The following is a 15,928-nucleotide window of genomic DNA, read 5'->3' on the forward strand; positions in this document are numbered from 1 at the left end:
GGGGATCGTTCAATGGATAGAGTTCGTGGCGGGAGCGGACGGCGCGTCGGACACATACGCCGGCTTGGGCCCTGACGTGGACCCAGGCTGGGCGTCTGGGGCGTAGCCGCCGCCCAGCGCATTGGCCAGATTGGCGTCCAGTTGATAGGCGCGGATGCGCAAGTCGGTGTCCAGGCGGGCCTGGGTCAGCACGCCAGTCTGCGCGATGAGCACGGTGATGTAGTTGCCCAAGCCGGCCTTGTAGCGGTTCACGGCCAAGTCGTAGGCAGCCTCGATCGCTTCGCGGGCCTGGCGCTGCTGGGCCCGTTCCTGATCCAGCAACCGCAGGCCGTCCAGTGCGTCCGCCACTTGGTGCACGGCGTCCAGCACGGCCTGGTTGTAGTCCGAGACGGCCAGGTCGGCGTCGGCGCGGCGGCCCGCCAGGTTGGCGTTCAGTTCACCGCCGTGAAAGATGGGCAGCGTGATGGCGGGCCCGAAACCGGCGGTGCGGGCCGCGGAGCCCAACAGATTGCCGGTGCCCAAGGCCTGGAAGCCCGCGAACGCGGTCAGGTTGACGTTGGGGTAGAACTCGGCCTTGGCGGTGTCGATGGCGCTGCGGGCGGCCTCGGCGCGCCAGCGGGACGCGACGACGTCGGGGCGGTGGCCCAGCAGGTCCAGGGGGATCGCGGCCGGCACGACCCCCGCCGGGGCCGTCAAGTCCACGGCGACGAGCGATTGGCCGCGTTGCGGGCCCGCGCCGGTCAGTGCGGCGACCTGGTTGCGCAGTTGCGCAAGCGTCGTCTCGGTCTGCGTCAATTCCACCTGGCCCGCGGCAAGCGACGATTCCGCCTGCTTCACCTCGACCTGGGTGTCCAGGCCGGCACTGTAGCGTCCCTGCGTCAGCGACAGCACGTCGGCGCGTTGCGCGATCACGCGCTTGAGCACGTCGCGCTGCGCGAAGGCGTTCTGCAGATTCAGGTAGGCGCGTACCGTTGCGCTAGCCAACATGTTGCGGGCGGCTTGCGCGTCGGCGACGGCGGCTTCGCGTTCGGACACGGCCGACTTCAGGCGCGACCGGTTCTTGCCCCAGAAATCCAGCTCGTAGCTGAAATCCAGCGCCAGCCGGTTGTCGCTGACGACCGTGCCGCCCAGCGGAGCCGGGTAGATGTAGTCCGACGACAGGTGTTCGCGGTTTAGCGAGTAATCGGCATCCACCCGCGGCAACAGCGGCGCGCGGGCGGTGCTGACCGCGGCGTTGGCCTTGGCCAGGCGGGCTTGGGCGGCGCTCATCGACGGGCTGTTGGCCAGGGCTTCGTCCATCAGCGCGTTAAGTTGGCTGTCGCCGTAGCGTTGCCACCATTGCGTGTTGGGCCAAGCCGTATCCTGGCCGGTCAGCCCCAGCTTTGCCGCGTCCAACGCCACCACGGGCGCCGGCCCGGAGTCCATCAACGCGCAACCGCTCAGGGCCAGCACCAATACGGTAGAAAGAAGGCGTTTCATCCTGACTGTTTGCTGAAAGTAATTGATTAATCTGTATTTGCCTAGGCAAATATTATGCCAAATAAAGCCCCAGGTCAGTGGGGCCGTTGCGTAAAGGGAGCGGGCGTCGTCAGCGTTCTGGGGCGGCGCTGGAAGCGGAACCGTTGGCGATCATGCGACGCATGAAGTGCATCAACTGGGTGACCTCGTCGGTGGAAAAGCCGCGAAGGTGATGATTCAACGACCGCGCGATGTTAGGCGGAATTTCACGCGCTTTGGCTTCGCCCAGTTCCGTCAGTTCGATCTTCACAACACGGCGATCCGTCTGGCAGCGGGTACGGCGCAGCAGGCCTTTCGCTTCCAGGCGATCAAGCGCGCGAGTCATTGCGCCCGTGTCCATGTCGTTCAGGCGGGCCAGTTCTGCGGGGGTGTCGGCGCGGCCCAGGAAGACCATGGCCAGCGGACGCCATTGCATGGCGGTCAGGCCCAGCGGAGCCATTTCCTGGTCCAGCATCCGGGTCAGGGAATGATAGGCAAGCTTGATCAGATAGCCGGCATTCTCTTCCGCCATGCAGCGGGTGTCGCTGCGGTAGTGGACAGGGGTATCGGACGACGGTGGGGAAGTTTCGGCATTCATGCGCCGAATTTTACTGACTAGTCAGTTATTGTCAAGGCTGCGTTTCGGGAGGCGCGCCGACGTCCGTCGCCGCACTCTTGCGCAGGCCGGACCACACGATGGCGGCCACGATCAGGGCGGCGCCCGCCATCATGCGCGGCGTGGGTTCCTGGTTGAACAGCGCCCAGGCGAAGGCGATGGCGTAGACCGGTTCCAGGGCAATCACCAAACCGGCGCTGCGCGCATTCAGCCGAGTCAGGCTGGAGACGAACAGGTAGTGCGACAGTCCCGTGCAGAACACGCCCAGCAAGGCCAGCCAGAGCCAGTCCATGGCGGGCAGGGCGGGCAACTGGCCGACGGCGAACGGCACCATCACCAGCGCCACCACCACGTTTTGCCAGCAGGCCACCTGCATCGGGTCCATGCCGGAGGCAGAACGCCGGTTGCTTAGCGCCAGCAGGGCGAAGGTCAGGCCCGACAGCAGCCCCCATGCCAGGCCGATCGTGCCCTGGTCGGCGAAGTCGAACGACGGGGTGACCAACACCAGGCCGGCGGTGACCAGTCCCAGCAGCATCCATTCGGCCGCCCGGATGCGCTCGCGGAAGATCAGGCCTTCGAACAGCGTGATGAAGGCGGGGAAGCTCGCGAAGCCCAGCGTGGCGATGGCGATGCCGCCTACTTTGACCGAAATGAAGAACGTGACCCAATGAGCGGCCAGCAGCGCGCCGGCGATCACCAGCACGAACAGTTGCGCGGGCGTCAGCACACCCAGCAGCGGCTTGCGCCGCATGCGGGCGAACACGCCAAGCGAAATCACCGCGAACACCGCCCGCCCCAGCGTGATGACGGCGGCGCTGGCCTGGATCAGCTCTCCGAAGACGCCGGTCAGGCCGAACAGCACGGCGGCGATGTGGATGTGGGTCAGAGCGCGTTGTCGGGTCATGCGATGGGGAATTTGATGCCAAAAAGCGGGGATGGGCGTGCAAATCGGTTTGCACTGAATCTAAAATCATCGCATGAATCGTCTTGCCAAGTTTTTGCCGCCTTCCTTGCCGTCCGGCCGCGCGGCCGGCATCCTTATGGCGACGCTAGGCGCGGTCCTGTTTTCCGCCAAGGCGATTGTCGTCAAATTCACCTACCGCTACGGTATCGACGCGGTCACGCTCATCGCTTTCCGCATGCTATTCGCCATGCCGTTCTTCGCGGCCGTGGCCTGGCATCAGTCGCGCCGCGCCACGCGCGGCGAAATTGTGGTGATGACGGGCAAGGAACGCGCGCAGGTCATTGTGCTGGGCCTATTGGGCTATTACCTGTCCAGCTTTCTTGATTTCCTGGGGCTGCGCTATATCACCGCCAGCCTGGAACGCCTGATTCTGTTCCTGTCGCCCTCGCTCGTCGTGCTGCTGTCCGCGTTCTGGTTCAAGCGGCCGGTCGAGCGTCGGCAATGGCTGGCCATGGTCTTGTCCTATGCGGGCGTGGTGCTGGTGTTCGCCCATGACCTGTCCTTCGGCGGCGGTGGCGAGGTGCTGTTAGGGTCTTTGTTCGTTTTTGGCTCGGCGGCAAGCTATTCTGTCTACCTGATTTGTTCTGGCGAACTGATCAAGCGGGTCGGACCGACGCGCCTGGTGGCTTATGCCATGCTGGTGTCGTGCGTGGCCTGCATCATCCAGTTTTTCGTAATTCATCCGCCGTCGATGCTGATTCAACCGGCCGGGGTCTACGGATATTCCGTGATCCATGCCACGCTGAACACGGTGGTGCCGGTCTTCATGCTGATGTGGGCGGTGTCGCTGATTGGCGCGCCCACGGCGTCGCTGCTGGGCATGGTGGGGCCGGTGTCGGTGCTGTTCCTGGCGTCGTGGTTCCTGAACGAGCCCATCACCGTATGGCAGATGGCGGGGACCGCGTTGGTGTTGGCCGGCGTGCTCGCCCTGATGGGCGTCGGCGCCGGCAAGCAGGCGTCCGCCACGCCGCGCGAGGCCCGCCCGCCGCGCTGAAGTCTGGTTTTTCCGGTTACACCCCAAATATTTCCAATGAAAGGAGGCCCGCATGGCCAGCAATCTCGTCAAGGCAATTCGTATCGAGCAGCATGGTGGTCCTGAAGTCCTGAAGCTGGTCGAGGTGGAAGTCCTGCCGCCCGCGCCCAATGAAGTCACGATTGAACAACACGCCGCCGGCCTGAATTTCATCGATATCTATTTCCGCACGGGCCTGTATCCGCATCCGTTGCCGCACGGCCTGGGCTTTGAAGCCGCCGGCGAGGTCACGGCGGTGGGCGCGGACGTCAAGCATTTGAAAAAGGGCGACCGCGTCGCCTACGGCCAAAGCCCCATCGGCGCATACGCCAAGGCGCGTAACGTGCCGGCCAATCAAGTCGTCAAGGTGCCCAAGGGCATCGGTTTCGATGAGGCCGCCGCATTGATGCTCAAGGGCCTGACGGTGCAGTATCTGTTCCGCCAGACCTACCGCTTGCAAGGCGGCGAGACCATTCTGTTCCACGCCGCCGCTGGCGGCGTGGGCCTGATCGCCTGCCAATGGGCCAAGGCCCTGGGCGTGAAGCTGATCGGTACGGTCTCCAGCCCGGAAAAGGCGGAACTGGCCCGCGCCAACGGCGCCTGGGAAACCATCGACTATTCGCGCGAAAACGTCGCGGAGCGCGTGCTGGAACTGACGGGCGGCAAGAAAGTACCGGTGGTGTATGACGGCGTGGGCAAGGACACGTGGGAAACCTCGCTGGACTGCATCGAACCGCGCGGCCTGATGGTCAGCTTTGGCAACGCGTCCGGCCCGGTCGCCGGCGTCAACCTGGCCGTGCTGAACCAGAAGGGAAGCTTGTACGTCACGCGTCCGTCGCTGGGCGTGCATGTGAACACGCTGGAAAAGCTCCAGGCCGCGTCGGAAGAAGTGTTCGACCTGGTGCTGAAGAAGAAGATCAAGGTCCGTATCGACCAACGCTACAGCCTGGAGCAAGTGGGCGAAGCCCAGACCGCGCTGGCCTCGCGCAAGACCACTGGCGCCACGGTGCTGATGCTGGACTGATCGGCGATACCCGCCGCGCGGGCTCCCGAGCGAGCCCGCAACGGGCCAGGCAAGACCGCCAAGCGCGGTTTGCCTGGCCTTTTTCTTGGGGCAGGCCCGTCGTCGATAAAAAACCTGGGGCGTGCGCAGAATGACAAATCGCCATGCACGGCCCGACAAGCCAGCCTGGCATGCCGTTGCTATTCTGGCTTCCACACTTTCCGTGGGAGCTTCAGATGTCTTCAGCAAGCGTTTCGACCGTGGGCCCTGCGGGGGCCGACCGTCCGGAATTGGGCGCGATCCGGGAATTCATGCTGATCGACGGCAAGCCGATGCACGAAGGGCGGGGCAAGCCCATCCCCGTCTATGACCCGGCCACCGGGCAGGTCATCGCGCATCAGCCGGATGCCGGCCCCGTACAAGTGGACCTGGCGGTGCAGGCCGCGCGCCGCGCGTTCGCCTCTGGGCCCTGGCACGACATGCTGCCCGCCGGCCGTGAACGGCTGCTGCTGAAACTGGCCGACCTGCTGGAGCAGCACGGCACCGAACTGGCCCGCCTGGAGACACTGAACAACGGCAAGCTTCTGGGCATCGCCCAGGGCCTGGAAGTGGGCGCCGGTGCGCAATGGCTGCGCTACATGGCCGGGTGGGCCACCAAAATCACGGGCGACACCCTGTCCTTGTCGATTCCTTTCCCGCCGGGCGTCCAATACAGCGCCTACACGTTGGCGCAGCCCGTCGGTGTGGTCGGCGCGATCATCCCGTGGAACTTCCCGTTGCTGATGGCGGTGTGGAAGATCGCGCCGGCGTTGGCCACGGGCTGCACCGTGGTGCTCAAACCTGCCGAGGAAACGCCGCTGACCGCCCTGCGGCTGGCGGAGCTGGCCCTGGAAGCCGGCTTTCCGCCCGGCGTCGTCAACGTGATCACGGGACGGGGTGAAACGGCCGGCGCGGCACTGGTGGCGCACCCGGGCATCGACAAAATCGCGTTCACGGGTTCCACCGAGGTCGGCAAGCTGATCGGGCGGGCGGCGATGGACGACATGAAGCGCGTCTCGCTGGAGCTGGGCGGCAAGTCGCCAGTGATCGTGCTGGACGATTGCGATGCCGACCGCGCCATTCAAGGCGCCGCCGCAGCCATCTTCTTCAATCAAGGCCAGGTTTGCACGGCCGGATCGCGGCTATACGTGCAGCGGGGCTTGTATGACAAGGTCGTGCAAGGGCTGGCGGATGTGGCGGCCGGGTTGACGCTGGGGTCCGGTTTCGATGCGGCCACGCAGGTCGGGCCGCTGGTGTCGGCCCGGCATCAACGGCGTGTCCTGGACTACATCGGTATTGGCCGGGCGGAAGGCGGCCGCGTGTTGGCGGGGGGCGGCGCGGGCGACGGGCCGGGCTACTTCGTGCGGCCCACGGTATTCGCGGATGTCCCGCAAGACGCCCGCATCGCTCAGGAAGAGATCTTTGGGCCCGTCGTCGTGGCGCAACCATTCGACACGCTGGATGACGCCGTGCGGCTGGCCAACGACAGCGCGTTCGGGCTAGGCGCCAGCCTCTGGAGCAACGACCTGTCCCGCGTGCAACGCCTGATTCCGCGCATCGACGCGGGCACGGTCTGGGTCAATACCCACAACATGCTGGATCCCAACATGCCGTTCGGCGGATTCAAGCAATCCGGAATCGGCCGCGAACACGGCCGCGCCGTGATCGAGATGTACCTGGAGAAGAAGTCCGTCTGCATCGCGTACTAGAACGTGGCGATGCGCTGGCCAAGCCGGGAGATACCGGCGGCGGCGCGTTCGCGAGACCAAGGGGAAGTGCATGGCAAGTAAGACACATGGCCGCGCCCGGACGGGCGCCGCGCTGGTGCTGGCATGGCTGGGCGCCGCGCAGCCGGCATGGGCGGGCGACCCCAGCGCACGCGACTGGATACCTGCGCCCGTGGGCACCAACATCGTGGCCGGTTACTTGGCGGGCCTGCGCTCGTCAGGGCTGTATTCCGAGGGCAAGCGGGTGGACGGCGCGTCGCTGGACGTCAACGCGTTGATCTACCGCCAGATGCACTACCGCGACTTCTATGGCAAAACCGTGCAGCTGGAATTCATCGTGCCCATGTACCGGACGTCGCTGGACCTGCCAGGCGCGCCGGGCGACCACCAGACCGGCATCGGCGACGTGACGCTGGGCTCGGCGATCTGGCTCTACAACAATGAGCAGACCAAGACCTGGTTCGCGTGGGAGCCATTTATCGTGGCGCCCGTGGGCCGCTACGATCGGTCCCGCCCCGACGTGTCGCCCGGCAAGAACCGCTGGTCCACCATCCAGGACTTCTCGTTCGTCAAGGGCGTGGGCGAATCCACGTTCCTGGAGGCCATCGCCGAAGTGGAAATCTACGGGCGCAACACCGATTGGTACGGCCAGACGCTGAAAAAAGACCCGTCGTTCCGCTTCTTCGCGCTGGCGTCGACCAACCTGACCCCCGACACCTACACGGGCATCCGCTACCGGTACGAAACCGGTGGACGTGAAACGTCCTCGGGCGAAACCGTCGCCACGCGGGCACGCAACCACCAACTGGCCGTCGAACTGACGCACCAGATCAACGACGCCAACCAGATTCAGATGCAGTACATCCACGACCTGAAGGTCGAGAACGGGCCGCGGATGCGTGGCGTGCAGTTGCGCTACGTCTACGCGTTCTAGGAAACCGGATCATGAGAGGAGAACATCGATGATTGCGCTTCGAGCCACATCACGCGCATCGCGGGCCGGACGGTGGGCGTTATGCGCCGCCCTTGCCAGCGCCACGGGCCTGGCCTGGGCGGACCTGCCCGTGGAAGAACTCAAGGGCGGCGCCCGCTTGCCGCCGGCCACGCCGCACCGGCTGTACGTGATGGATGCGGTCTTCAACCACCTGGTCGACAGCCGGGTCAACATCTACGACGGCGACTCCGGGAAATTCCTGGGCTTGGTGCCCACGTCGTTCAACGGCCACATGACCGTGTCCGCCGATGGGCGCGACCTCTATGTCATGACGACCTATTACGAACGGCTCAATCGCGGCAAGCGCACCGACGTGATCGAGGCCTGGGACGCCGAGACGCTGACCCCCAAGTATGAAGTGCCGATCCCGCAGAAGCGCGCGCAGGCGCTGAACTACCGCAACTACCTGCGCCAGAGCACCGACGGTGGTCTGTTGTTCGTGCAGAACGCCACGCCTGCGACATCCGTCACGGTCGTGGACCTGAAGACCCGGCAGTTCACCGACGAAATCACGGCCGCCGCGGGCTGCTGGAGCATCATTCCATTACCCTCGCGCCCGCGCAGTTTCGCCACCATCTGTGGCGACGGCGCGTTGCTGACCATCGACCTGGACGCGGCCGGGAAACCGGCCGGCCAGCAGCGCAGCAAACCGATGTTCGAACTTGAGAAAGACCCCATCTTCACGCACACCGAGAACCTGGGCGACACCTTCTATTTCGTGTCCTACAACGGCAACGTCTACAGCGCCGACTTCAGCGGCAAGGAAGTCAGCTTCGGCGCGCCGTGGTCGCTGCTGGACGCATCTGGCAAGGATCGCGGCTGGCGGCCCGGCGGCTACAACTTGCTGGCCATCAACCGGGCCACAAAGCGGCTATACGTGGGCATGCATCCGAACGGCGCGGAAGGCACGCACAAGACGCCCGCGGCCGAGATCTGGGTATATGACCTGGCCACGCACAAGCGGCTGGCGCGGGTGCCCGGCAAGAATGCCTTGTCGATGTCGGTCTCGCAGGACGACAAGCCGCGGCTGTTCACCATCGATGGGGGCAACGTCAACATCTACGATGCGGCGCCCGTGGCCCCGGTGTTCAAGACCACGATCCAGGCGGCAGGCGAAACGGCGCTGCAAGTTGAACCGCAACCGGCGGGAGGCTCGAAATGAACGATCCGGTCCTGCTTTATGGCGCCAGCGCCGCATTGGCCTGCGTGCTGCTGTTGGGGGCGCTTGAAAAACTAAAAGACCTGCCGGGGTTTTCGCGCGCCGTGGCGGCCTACGACATCCTGCCCGCCGCCTGGAGCGGTGCATTCGCGGGGGCCTATGCCTTGATGGAAGCCGCCGCTGGCGCCATGCTGCTGATGCCGTCGGTCCAGGTGGCGGGCGCGGCACTGGCGTTGCTGGTGCTGGGCGTGGCGACGCTGGCGTTGGCATTCAACCTGGCGCGCGGGCATCGCGACATCGATTGCGGCTGCGGGGGGCCCGCGTCCCTGGGCCGAGGCGGACGCGATGCCGCGCAGGGCGGCGGGCTGTCATGGTGGCTGGTGCTGCGCAACGCGGTGCTGGCGCTATGGACCGCGCCCGTGCTGATCGCCGCGGCCGGGCAATCGCGCAGCCTGCAATGGGCGGATGCCGCCGCCGTCTTCGGCCTGGCGATGACCGCCGTGGGCCTGTACTTCACCGCCAATCATCTTTTGGCTTCGCATCTCAAGCTGCGAAATCTCTGAAGGAGTGTCATATGGATGCCTTGATCATTTCCAATTTCCTGCTGTGGGGCGTGGTGCTGTGCCTGGTGTTGGTCATCCTGGCCCTGTCTCGCCAGATTGGCGTGCTGTATGAGCGCGTGGCCCCGATGGGGGCGCTGACCATGGATAAAGGACCGGCCGTGGGCGAGGCCGCGCCGCGATTCGAACTGCCCGACCTGTTGGGCCGCCGGATCACTATCGGCGAACGCGGCCAACACAGCCAGCTGCTGTTCTTCCTGTCGCCCACGTGCCCCGTGTGCAAGAAGTTGTTGCCCATCCTGAAATCGGTCGCCAGCACGGAAAGCGCCTGGCTGCGCATCGTGCTGGCCAGCGACGGCGACATGCCGGAACATCTGGCGTTCTACAAGCAGGCCGGGTTGGAACGGTTCCCGTATTTGCTGTCGACCGAACTGGGCATGAAATTCCAGATCAGCAAATTGCCGTATGCGGTGCTGCTCGACGAGTCGGGCGTGTTGCGCGCCAAGGGCCTGATCAATTCCCGCGAGCAGCTGGAAAGCCTGTTCACTGCCAAGGAACTGGGCGTGGCATCGGTGCAGGATTTCCTGGCCGGCGGCACGCTGGACGAGACCCGGATTTCCAGGAAGGAGAGCGGCAATGCACTGGCTGGATAAATTGGGTGAGCGCGCCGCGCGCTCGGTCGCGCACGCCACGTCGCGTCGCAGCGTCCTCAACCGCATCGGCAAGCTGCTGGTCGGGACGGCTTTCCTGATGCCCGTGCTGCCGGTGGCCCGTTCGGCCCCCGCTGCCGGCAAGAAGCCGCAGATGGACGATACGGCATGCGATTACTGGCGCTATTGCGCGGTGGACGGGTTCTTGTGTTCCTGCTGCGGCGGCAGCATGACGTCGTGCCCACCCGGCACGTCGCCGTCCGCCGTGTCGTGGGTAGGGACATGCCACAATCCGCTGGATGGCAAGGACTACCTCATCAGCTACAACGACTGCTGCGGCAAGGCCGCGTGCGGCAAGTGCATGTGCGCGTCGGCCGAACGCGAACGTCCGGGCTATCAGATGTTCCTGCACAACGACGTGAACTGGTGCATGTCCAACGAGTCATCGGTCTTTCACTGCACGACCTCGGTGATCGTGGGCTTAGCCAAACCTCAATTGCAACCCAAGGCGGCGCCAAAGCCATGAGGCCCTGGGGGCGGCGGCTGGCGGGATGGCGCGAGGGCGTTGCCCTGGCCATCCTGCTGTGCGGGATGCAAGGCGCGGCGGCGCAGGAGGGCGTTCTGCAACAGGCGCGGCAGCCGCCAGGGCAGCAGGATGCGGACATCGCCGATGCCAGCCGCCTGCGGCAAGGCGTGCGCGCCGACTACGTGCTGCAGTGCGCGGGCTGCCACCGCGTGGACGGCCGGGGCAGCAGCCCGCACGGCATTCCGGATTTCCGCCACTCGGTCGGCGCGTTCACGCATCTGCCGGCTGGCCGCGAGTATCTGATCCGCGTGCCGGGCGCCGCCCATTCGCAATTGAGCAACGCCGAACTCGCTGCGGTGTTGAATTGGGTGGTGGGCGAATTCAGTCCCGCTCAGTTGCCGGCCGATTTCACCCCCTATACCGAAGAAGAGGTCGCGGCGGCCAGGCCGAACCGCTATGACGACGTGGTGCCAGTGCGCCATCAATTGGCCGAAACGCTCTCGTCGATGGGCTTCTCGTTGTCCGAATATTCGTATGGACGCGACAGGAAACCGTAATCCGGCAGGCAGTTAGGGGTTGTCACCGATACTCCCCTCTGGCGTGCAGTGCTAGAAATAGGCAGCACCGGAGTCGCCATGTCATCATCCCTTTTGCGCAGCGCGCCCAGGCACTTCCTGGATTGCGCCAGCTGGCAGGAAAGCATCAGCAGCACCTTCGTGCCTCTGGAAGTGTCGGCCGTGTTTCCCACGCGTTTTCGCAACAGCGTGGCGGTGGGCTGCCTGGGCTGGATGCAGGTCAGCGAATTGCACAGCAGCGCGCAACGTGTACGCCGCAGCAAGCTGCTGGCCGCCCGCGCCGAGGAAGCCGGCTACAAGGTCACGCTGCAACTGGCGGGCCGCAGCGAAATCCGCCAGTCCAATCGTACCGCCTTGCTGATGCCCGGGGAATGGAGCATCTACGACACCACCCGGCCGTATGAGGTCGACGTGGACGACGGCGCGCATTTCCTGGTGATGCAGGTGCCCGGCAAGCAAACCGAAGCCTGGCAGCCCTATATGCAGAACGCCGTGGCCCGGACCTTCAGCGGTCAGCACGGCTGCGGCCGCATGGCCATGGACCTGCTGCGCGTCGCGTTGGGCGAACAGGCCCATTTGTCCGAAAGCGCGGCGCGCGATGCGGCCAATGCGGTATTGCAGATGATGGGGCTGGATATCAGCGAGCGGGCAGGGGGGCTGGCCGAGCAAGACCAGGCGTGCCTGAAGCAGGCGCAGTTGCGCCGCGTCCAGCAGTACATTCTTGAAAACCTGCACGATCCGGACTTGTCGCCAGCGTCCGCGGCCACGGCGTTCCGGATGTCGCGGCGCTATCTGTACAACCTGTTCGCGCTGGCGGCCACCACGCCCGCCGATTTCATCCTTAGCGCCAGGTTGGAGCGCAGCCGGGACGCACTGTGCGACGCCACGCAATCCGTGCGGCAAATCGGGGATATTGCGTACCGGTTCGGGTTTTCCGATGCGGCGCGTTTCAGCCACGCGTTCCGCAAGCGTTACGGCGCATCGCCGTCGGAATACCGCCGCCAGGCGCGTTAGCGCGGCCCGGGAATCAACGCTGCTTCAGGATCAGAGCAGCTCTTCGTTGATCAGGTCTTCCTTGCCGTAGAACTTCACACCGATGTGGATGCGGTCGCGGCCTTGCGAACGGCGGTGGCGGTTGGTGTCGCGCAGGGAATAGACGCAGCCGCAATATTCCTGCTGGTAGAAGTTCTCGCGCTTGCTGATTTCGATCATGCGGGCAGAACCGCCGCCCTTGCGCCAGTTGTAGGTCCAATAGACCAGATCGTCGTAGCGGGCTGCCGCGCGTTCGCCGCAACCGTTGATCTGGTTCATGTCTTTCCAGCGCGAAATGCCAAGCGAACTGGTAATGGTGTCGAACCCGTGCTCGTGCGCATACAACGCGGTGCGTTCAAAGCGCATGTCGAAGCAGGCGGTGCAGCGTTCGCCGCGTTCCGGGGCGTTTTCCATACCCTTCACGCGGTCGAACCAGTTGTCCATGTCGTAGTCGGCATCGATGAATTCGATGCCGTGCTGTTCGGCGAAGCGGATGTTCTCCTGCTTGCGGATCTCGTATTCCTTGACCGGATGGATGTTCGGGTTGTAGAAGTAGATCGCGTAATCGATGCCGGAGGCCGTCATGGCTTCCATGACTTCGCCGGAACAGGGCGCGCAGCACGAGTGCATCAGCACCTTGCTGCGGCCGGCGGGGAGGTCAAGCTTGGGGCGGACGAGTTCGGACATGGCTTGCGGGTAAAAAGACGGAAAACCCCTTATTTTACCGCGAGTTGCCGTCCGCCGGGCAAGGGCTGGGGCCGCTTGACCCGCCCTAGCCCAGCACCGCGTCCCATAGCTCGCGCACCGCCGTGCGTTCATCCACCAGTTGTTCCGGCCCCACGCGCGCTTTTTCCACGCCCTGCATGCGCAGTTGATGCTGGACGCGGCGCAAGACACGGTAGGCGTCGCCGGCGCGCGCGGCCAGCTCGGGCGGGATCAGCCCGGCTTCGCCGGCCAGCCGCAACAGGGTGATGTTGCCCAGGTTGCGCACCAGCACCGGATGGGTGCCCGCATAGCACAGCACCAGGTATTGCGTGACGAATTCCACGTCGACCATGCCGCCGCGGTCGTGCTTCAGGTCGAACTTCTGGCTGGTGTTCGGATGGCCCGCGTTGATCTTTTCGCGCATGGCCAGCACTTCGGTACGCAGCGCGGCCGGGTCGCGGGGCTGCACCAGGATGGTTTCGCGGATATTCTCGAAGCGGGCGCCCACATCGGCGTCGCCCGCGGCATGCCGCGCACGGGTCAACGCCTGGTGTTCCCAGGCCCAGGCATGCTTGTTCTGGTATTGCTCGAAGGCTTCCACCGACACGGCCAGCAGCCCGGCGTCGCCGTCCGGCCGCAGGCGCAGGTCTACCTCGTAGAGCCGGCCGGACGACGTCATGGTCGACAACCACGAGGTCATGCGCCGGCCAAGTTTCGCGTAGACCTCGGCGGCATCCTCGCGCGGATCGTCGAACAGAAACACCAGGTCCAGATCCGAGGCATAGCCCAGTTCCTTGCCGCCCAACTTGCCATAGGCGATGACGGCGAAATGGGGCAGGGCGCCGGGCACCTTGTTCACCAGCGGCCAGGCGCGCCGGATGGTTTCGGTCAGCAGCAGGTCGGCCAGCGCCGACAACTGGTCCGCCAGCTTTTCCACCGTGAGCTCGCCTTCCAGATCCTGCGCCAGCAACTGGAAGCTGGCCTGGCGCTGCACGTCGCGCATCAGGTTCATCTGGCGCTCGATGTCGGGGTCGCCATCGGGCAGCCGGCAGGCGTCCAGGTCGGCGGTCAGTTGCCGGGCGATCTGCGCGAAATCCAGCGGTTCGAACAGCGTGCGCCAATCGATCAGGCTGTCCAGCAGCAGCGGGTGCTGCGTCAGGTATTGCGCGGCCCACGGGCTGGCGGCAACCATTCGCGCCACGCGCGCCAGCGTGTCCGGGTATTCGGCCAACAGCGCCAGATAGGCGCTGCGTTGCGCGATTTTTTCGATCAGGTCGAACAGGCGCACGGCGGCGTCCAGCGGCGCCGGCGTCTGGCGCGCGGCGCGCAGGGCGGCCGGCAACAGGACCTCCATGCGGCGGCGGCTGCTTTCGGGCAGGCTGCGAACGCGATGGCTGCCCAGCAAGGTTTCAGTGCGGCGCAGCAAGTCTTGCGCCTCGTCGCCAAACGCCTGCCGGATCTGTTCGGCCAGCTCGCATTCATTGTCGGGCGTTTCGGGCGCATCGTCGGCCGGCGTGCTGGTGTCTTCCGCATCGCCCATGCCCACCATGCGGAACACGTTGCGGAACGTCTGCGATACGAACTTGCGGTGCGCGGCAAGTCTGCTTTCGAAGTCTTCCGGGCTCATGCCCAGCGCAGCCGCCAGCGCGGCGCGTTGCGCCGGATCGCCGGGCAGCAGATGGGTCTGCTCGTCTTCCCGATACTGCAAGGCATGCTCGGTGCGGCGCAGATAGCGGTAGGCCTCTTCGAGCCGCAGGGCGTCGTCTTCCGGCACCAGGCCCGCCAGTTGCTCGGCGTGCAGCGCTTCAAGCAGGCCGCGCTTCTGCAGCGCGGGCATGCGGCCACCGCGGATCAACTGGTTGAGTTGCACCACGAACTCGATTTCGCGGATGCCGCCGTCGCCCAGTTTGATGTTGTTGGCGCTGTCGATGCCGTTGCGCGCCATGGCGCGGCGCTGCCAGTCCTGGCGGATGCGCTCGCGCAGGGCGCGTAACGCGGCCAGCGCGTCAAAGTCGAAATACTTGCGATAGACGAAAGGCACGCGCAGGCTTTCCAGCTGTCGGGCCTGCGGCCCGCTGTCGCTGCCTTCGAAAGCCTGGGCGGGCATCAGCCGGGCTTTCAGCCAGGCATAGCGCTCCCATTCGCGGCCCTGGCCAATCAGGTAATGCTCAAGCGCGTCCAGGCTCCAGGCCAGCGGGCCGGCATCGCCGTCGGGCCGCAGGCGCAAGTCGGTGCGGAACACCTGGCCGTTGGCGTCCACCTCGGAAATAACCGGCATCATGCGCCGCGTCAGGCGGCCGTAGAACTCGTGGTGGCTGATCCGGCGCGGCCCGTCCGTTTCACCTTCCTCGCCGTACAGCATGATCAGATCGATGTCGGAGGATACGTTCAGTTCGCAACCGCCCAGCTTGCCCATGCCGACGATCAGCATTTCCTGCGGCTTGCCGGTGGCCGGATCGCGCGGCACGCCATGCGCGGCCGCCAGCTCCGCCGCAACGCTGCGGTAGGCTGCCGCCACCGCGATGTCGGCCAGCGCGGTCATGGCGCCGACCACTTCCTCAAGATCGGCCTGGCCGGTCAGGTCCCGCACGATAAGCGCGCTGAATACCCGTTCGCGCAGCTTTCGTAGCACCATGCGGCAGGTGTCCACCGGCAGCGTGGCGGGGGCGTCGGCTCCCGCCAGTTCAGACTGCCATTGCGCCAGGCGGGCAGGCGTGACCGGTTGCCGCACGGCATCGGCCAGCCACGCGGCCAGGTCGGGGTGGGCGTCCAGGCGGCGGCGCAAATGACCGGACCAGGCAAGGGCGGGGGCAAGCAGAGGGGACGATGACATGGCGTAAGGGCGGCAGACGAATGAGCGCGTTTCAGG

The 15,928-nt window shown here is 65.4% G+C and carries 15 protein-coding genes; 10 read left to right on the top strand and 5 right to left on the bottom strand.

What is annotated here, in order from left to right:
• Nucleotides 1–9 precede the first annotated feature (9 nt).
• The 3 genes from ACI0FO_RS26285 to ACI0FO_RS26295 all read right to left on the bottom strand — a co-directional run bounded on the left by ACI0FO_RS26285 (nucleotide 10) and on the right by ACI0FO_RS26295 (nucleotide 3,017).
• Nucleotides 10–1,479, bottom strand: coding sequence for an efflux transporter outer membrane subunit (locus tag ACI0FO_RS26285; RefSeq protein WP_416031583.1), 1,470 nt, complete (start codon nucleotides 1,477–1,479; stop codon nucleotides 10–12).
• 109 nt (nucleotides 1,480–1,588) lie between these two features.
• The gene (locus ACI0FO_RS26290; RefSeq protein WP_416031584.1) at nucleotides 1,589–2,095 is read right to left on the bottom strand and encodes a MarR family winged helix-turn-helix transcriptional regulator; all 507 of its coding nucleotides are present in this window, start codon (nucleotides 2,093–2,095) and stop codon (nucleotides 1,589–1,591) included.
• Nucleotides 2,096–2,126: 31 nt separating this feature from the next.
• Nucleotides 2,127–3,017 carry a DMT family transporter gene (locus ACI0FO_RS26295; RefSeq protein ID WP_416031585.1) on the bottom strand — a complete coding sequence of 297 codons (891 nt, stop codon included), beginning with the start codon at nucleotides 3,015–3,017 and terminating at the stop codon, nucleotides 2,127–2,129.
• A gap of 73 nt (nucleotides 3,018–3,090) precedes the next feature.
• Here ACI0FO_RS26295 and ACI0FO_RS26300 point away from each other — a divergent pair, with 73 nt between their 5' ends.
• From ACI0FO_RS26300 to ACI0FO_RS26345, 10 genes are all read left to right on the top strand, one after another.
• Nucleotides 3,091–4,071 carry a DMT family transporter gene (locus ACI0FO_RS26300; RefSeq protein ID WP_416031586.1) on the top strand — a complete coding sequence of 327 codons (981 nt, stop codon included), beginning with the start codon at nucleotides 3,091–3,093 and terminating at the stop codon, nucleotides 4,069–4,071.
• A 52-nt stretch (nucleotides 4,072–4,123) separates the two neighbouring features.
• Nucleotides 4,124–5,113, top strand: a complete 990-nt coding sequence (locus ACI0FO_RS26305; RefSeq protein WP_416031587.1) for a quinone oxidoreductase family protein — start codon at nucleotides 4,124–4,126, stop codon at nucleotides 5,111–5,113.
• A 215-nt stretch (nucleotides 5,114–5,328) separates the two neighbouring features.
• Nucleotides 5,329–6,840: a phenylacetaldehyde dehydrogenase StyD gene (gene styD, locus ACI0FO_RS26310; protein ID WP_416031588.1), complete on the top strand. Its 1,512-nt coding sequence runs from the start codon at nucleotides 5,329–5,331 to the stop codon at nucleotides 6,838–6,840.
• 70 nt (nucleotides 6,841–6,910) lie between these two features.
• Nucleotides 6,911–7,792 (top strand): transporter, encoded by an 882-nt coding sequence (locus ACI0FO_RS26315; RefSeq protein WP_416031589.1) that lies wholly within the window; start codon nucleotides 6,911–6,913, stop codon nucleotides 7,790–7,792.
• 28 nt (nucleotides 7,793–7,820) lie between these two features.
• On the top strand, nucleotides 7,821–9,014 hold the full coding sequence (locus tag ACI0FO_RS26320) for an amine dehydrogenase large subunit (protein WP_416031590.1): 1,194 nt from the start codon (nucleotides 7,821–7,823) through the stop codon (nucleotides 9,012–9,014).
• Nucleotides 9,011–9,574: a MauE/DoxX family redox-associated membrane protein gene (locus tag ACI0FO_RS26325; RefSeq protein WP_416031591.1), complete on the top strand. Its 564-nt coding sequence runs from the start codon at nucleotides 9,011–9,013 to the stop codon at nucleotides 9,572–9,574. Before ACI0FO_RS26320 ends, ACI0FO_RS26325 begins: the two co-directional genes overlap by 4 nt.
• Before the next feature lie 11 nt (nucleotides 9,575–9,585).
• Nucleotides 9,586–10,224, top strand: coding sequence for a methylamine dehydrogenase accessory protein MauD (mauD, locus tag ACI0FO_RS26330; RefSeq protein ID WP_416031592.1), 639 nt, complete (start codon nucleotides 9,586–9,588; stop codon nucleotides 10,222–10,224).
• Nucleotides 10,208–10,747 carry a methylamine dehydrogenase light chain gene (locus ACI0FO_RS26335; protein WP_416031593.1) on the top strand — a complete coding sequence of 180 codons (540 nt, stop codon included), beginning with the start codon at nucleotides 10,208–10,210 and terminating at the stop codon, nucleotides 10,745–10,747. Before mauD ends, ACI0FO_RS26335 begins: the two co-directional genes overlap by 17 nt.
• Nucleotides 10,744–11,304 carry a cytochrome C gene (locus ACI0FO_RS26340; RefSeq protein WP_416031594.1) on the top strand — a complete coding sequence of 187 codons (561 nt, stop codon included), beginning with the start codon at nucleotides 10,744–10,746 and terminating at the stop codon, nucleotides 11,302–11,304. Before ACI0FO_RS26335 ends, ACI0FO_RS26340 begins: the two co-directional genes overlap by 4 nt.
• Nucleotides 11,305–11,382: 78 nt before the next feature.
• The gene (locus tag ACI0FO_RS26345) at nucleotides 11,383–12,336 is read left to right on the top strand and encodes a helix-turn-helix domain-containing protein (protein ID WP_416031595.1); all 954 of its coding nucleotides are present in this window, start codon (nucleotides 11,383–11,385) and stop codon (nucleotides 12,334–12,336) included.
• 30 nt (nucleotides 12,337–12,366) lie between these two features.
• Here ACI0FO_RS26345 and ACI0FO_RS26350 read toward each other — a convergent pair whose 3' ends face one another.
• Nucleotides 12,367–13,041 carry an epoxyqueuosine reductase QueH gene (locus ACI0FO_RS26350; RefSeq protein WP_006227543.1) on the bottom strand — a complete coding sequence of 225 codons (675 nt, stop codon included), beginning with the start codon at nucleotides 13,039–13,041 and terminating at the stop codon, nucleotides 12,367–12,369.
• Nucleotides 13,042–13,126: 85 nt separating this feature from the next.
• Nucleotides 13,127–15,892 (bottom strand): bifunctional [glutamate--ammonia ligase]-adenylyl-L-tyrosine phosphorylase/[glutamate--ammonia-ligase] adenylyltransferase, encoded by a 2,766-nt coding sequence (gene glnE / locus ACI0FO_RS26355; RefSeq protein ID WP_416031596.1) that lies wholly within the window; start codon nucleotides 15,890–15,892, stop codon nucleotides 13,127–13,129.
• Nucleotides 15,893–15,928 lie beyond the last annotated feature (36 nt).

The sequence above is a fragment of the Achromobacter marplatensis genome, assembly GCF_049060505.1.
Classification (GTDB): Bacteria; Pseudomonadota; Gammaproteobacteria; order Burkholderiales; family Burkholderiaceae_B; genus Achromobacter; species Achromobacter marplatensis_A.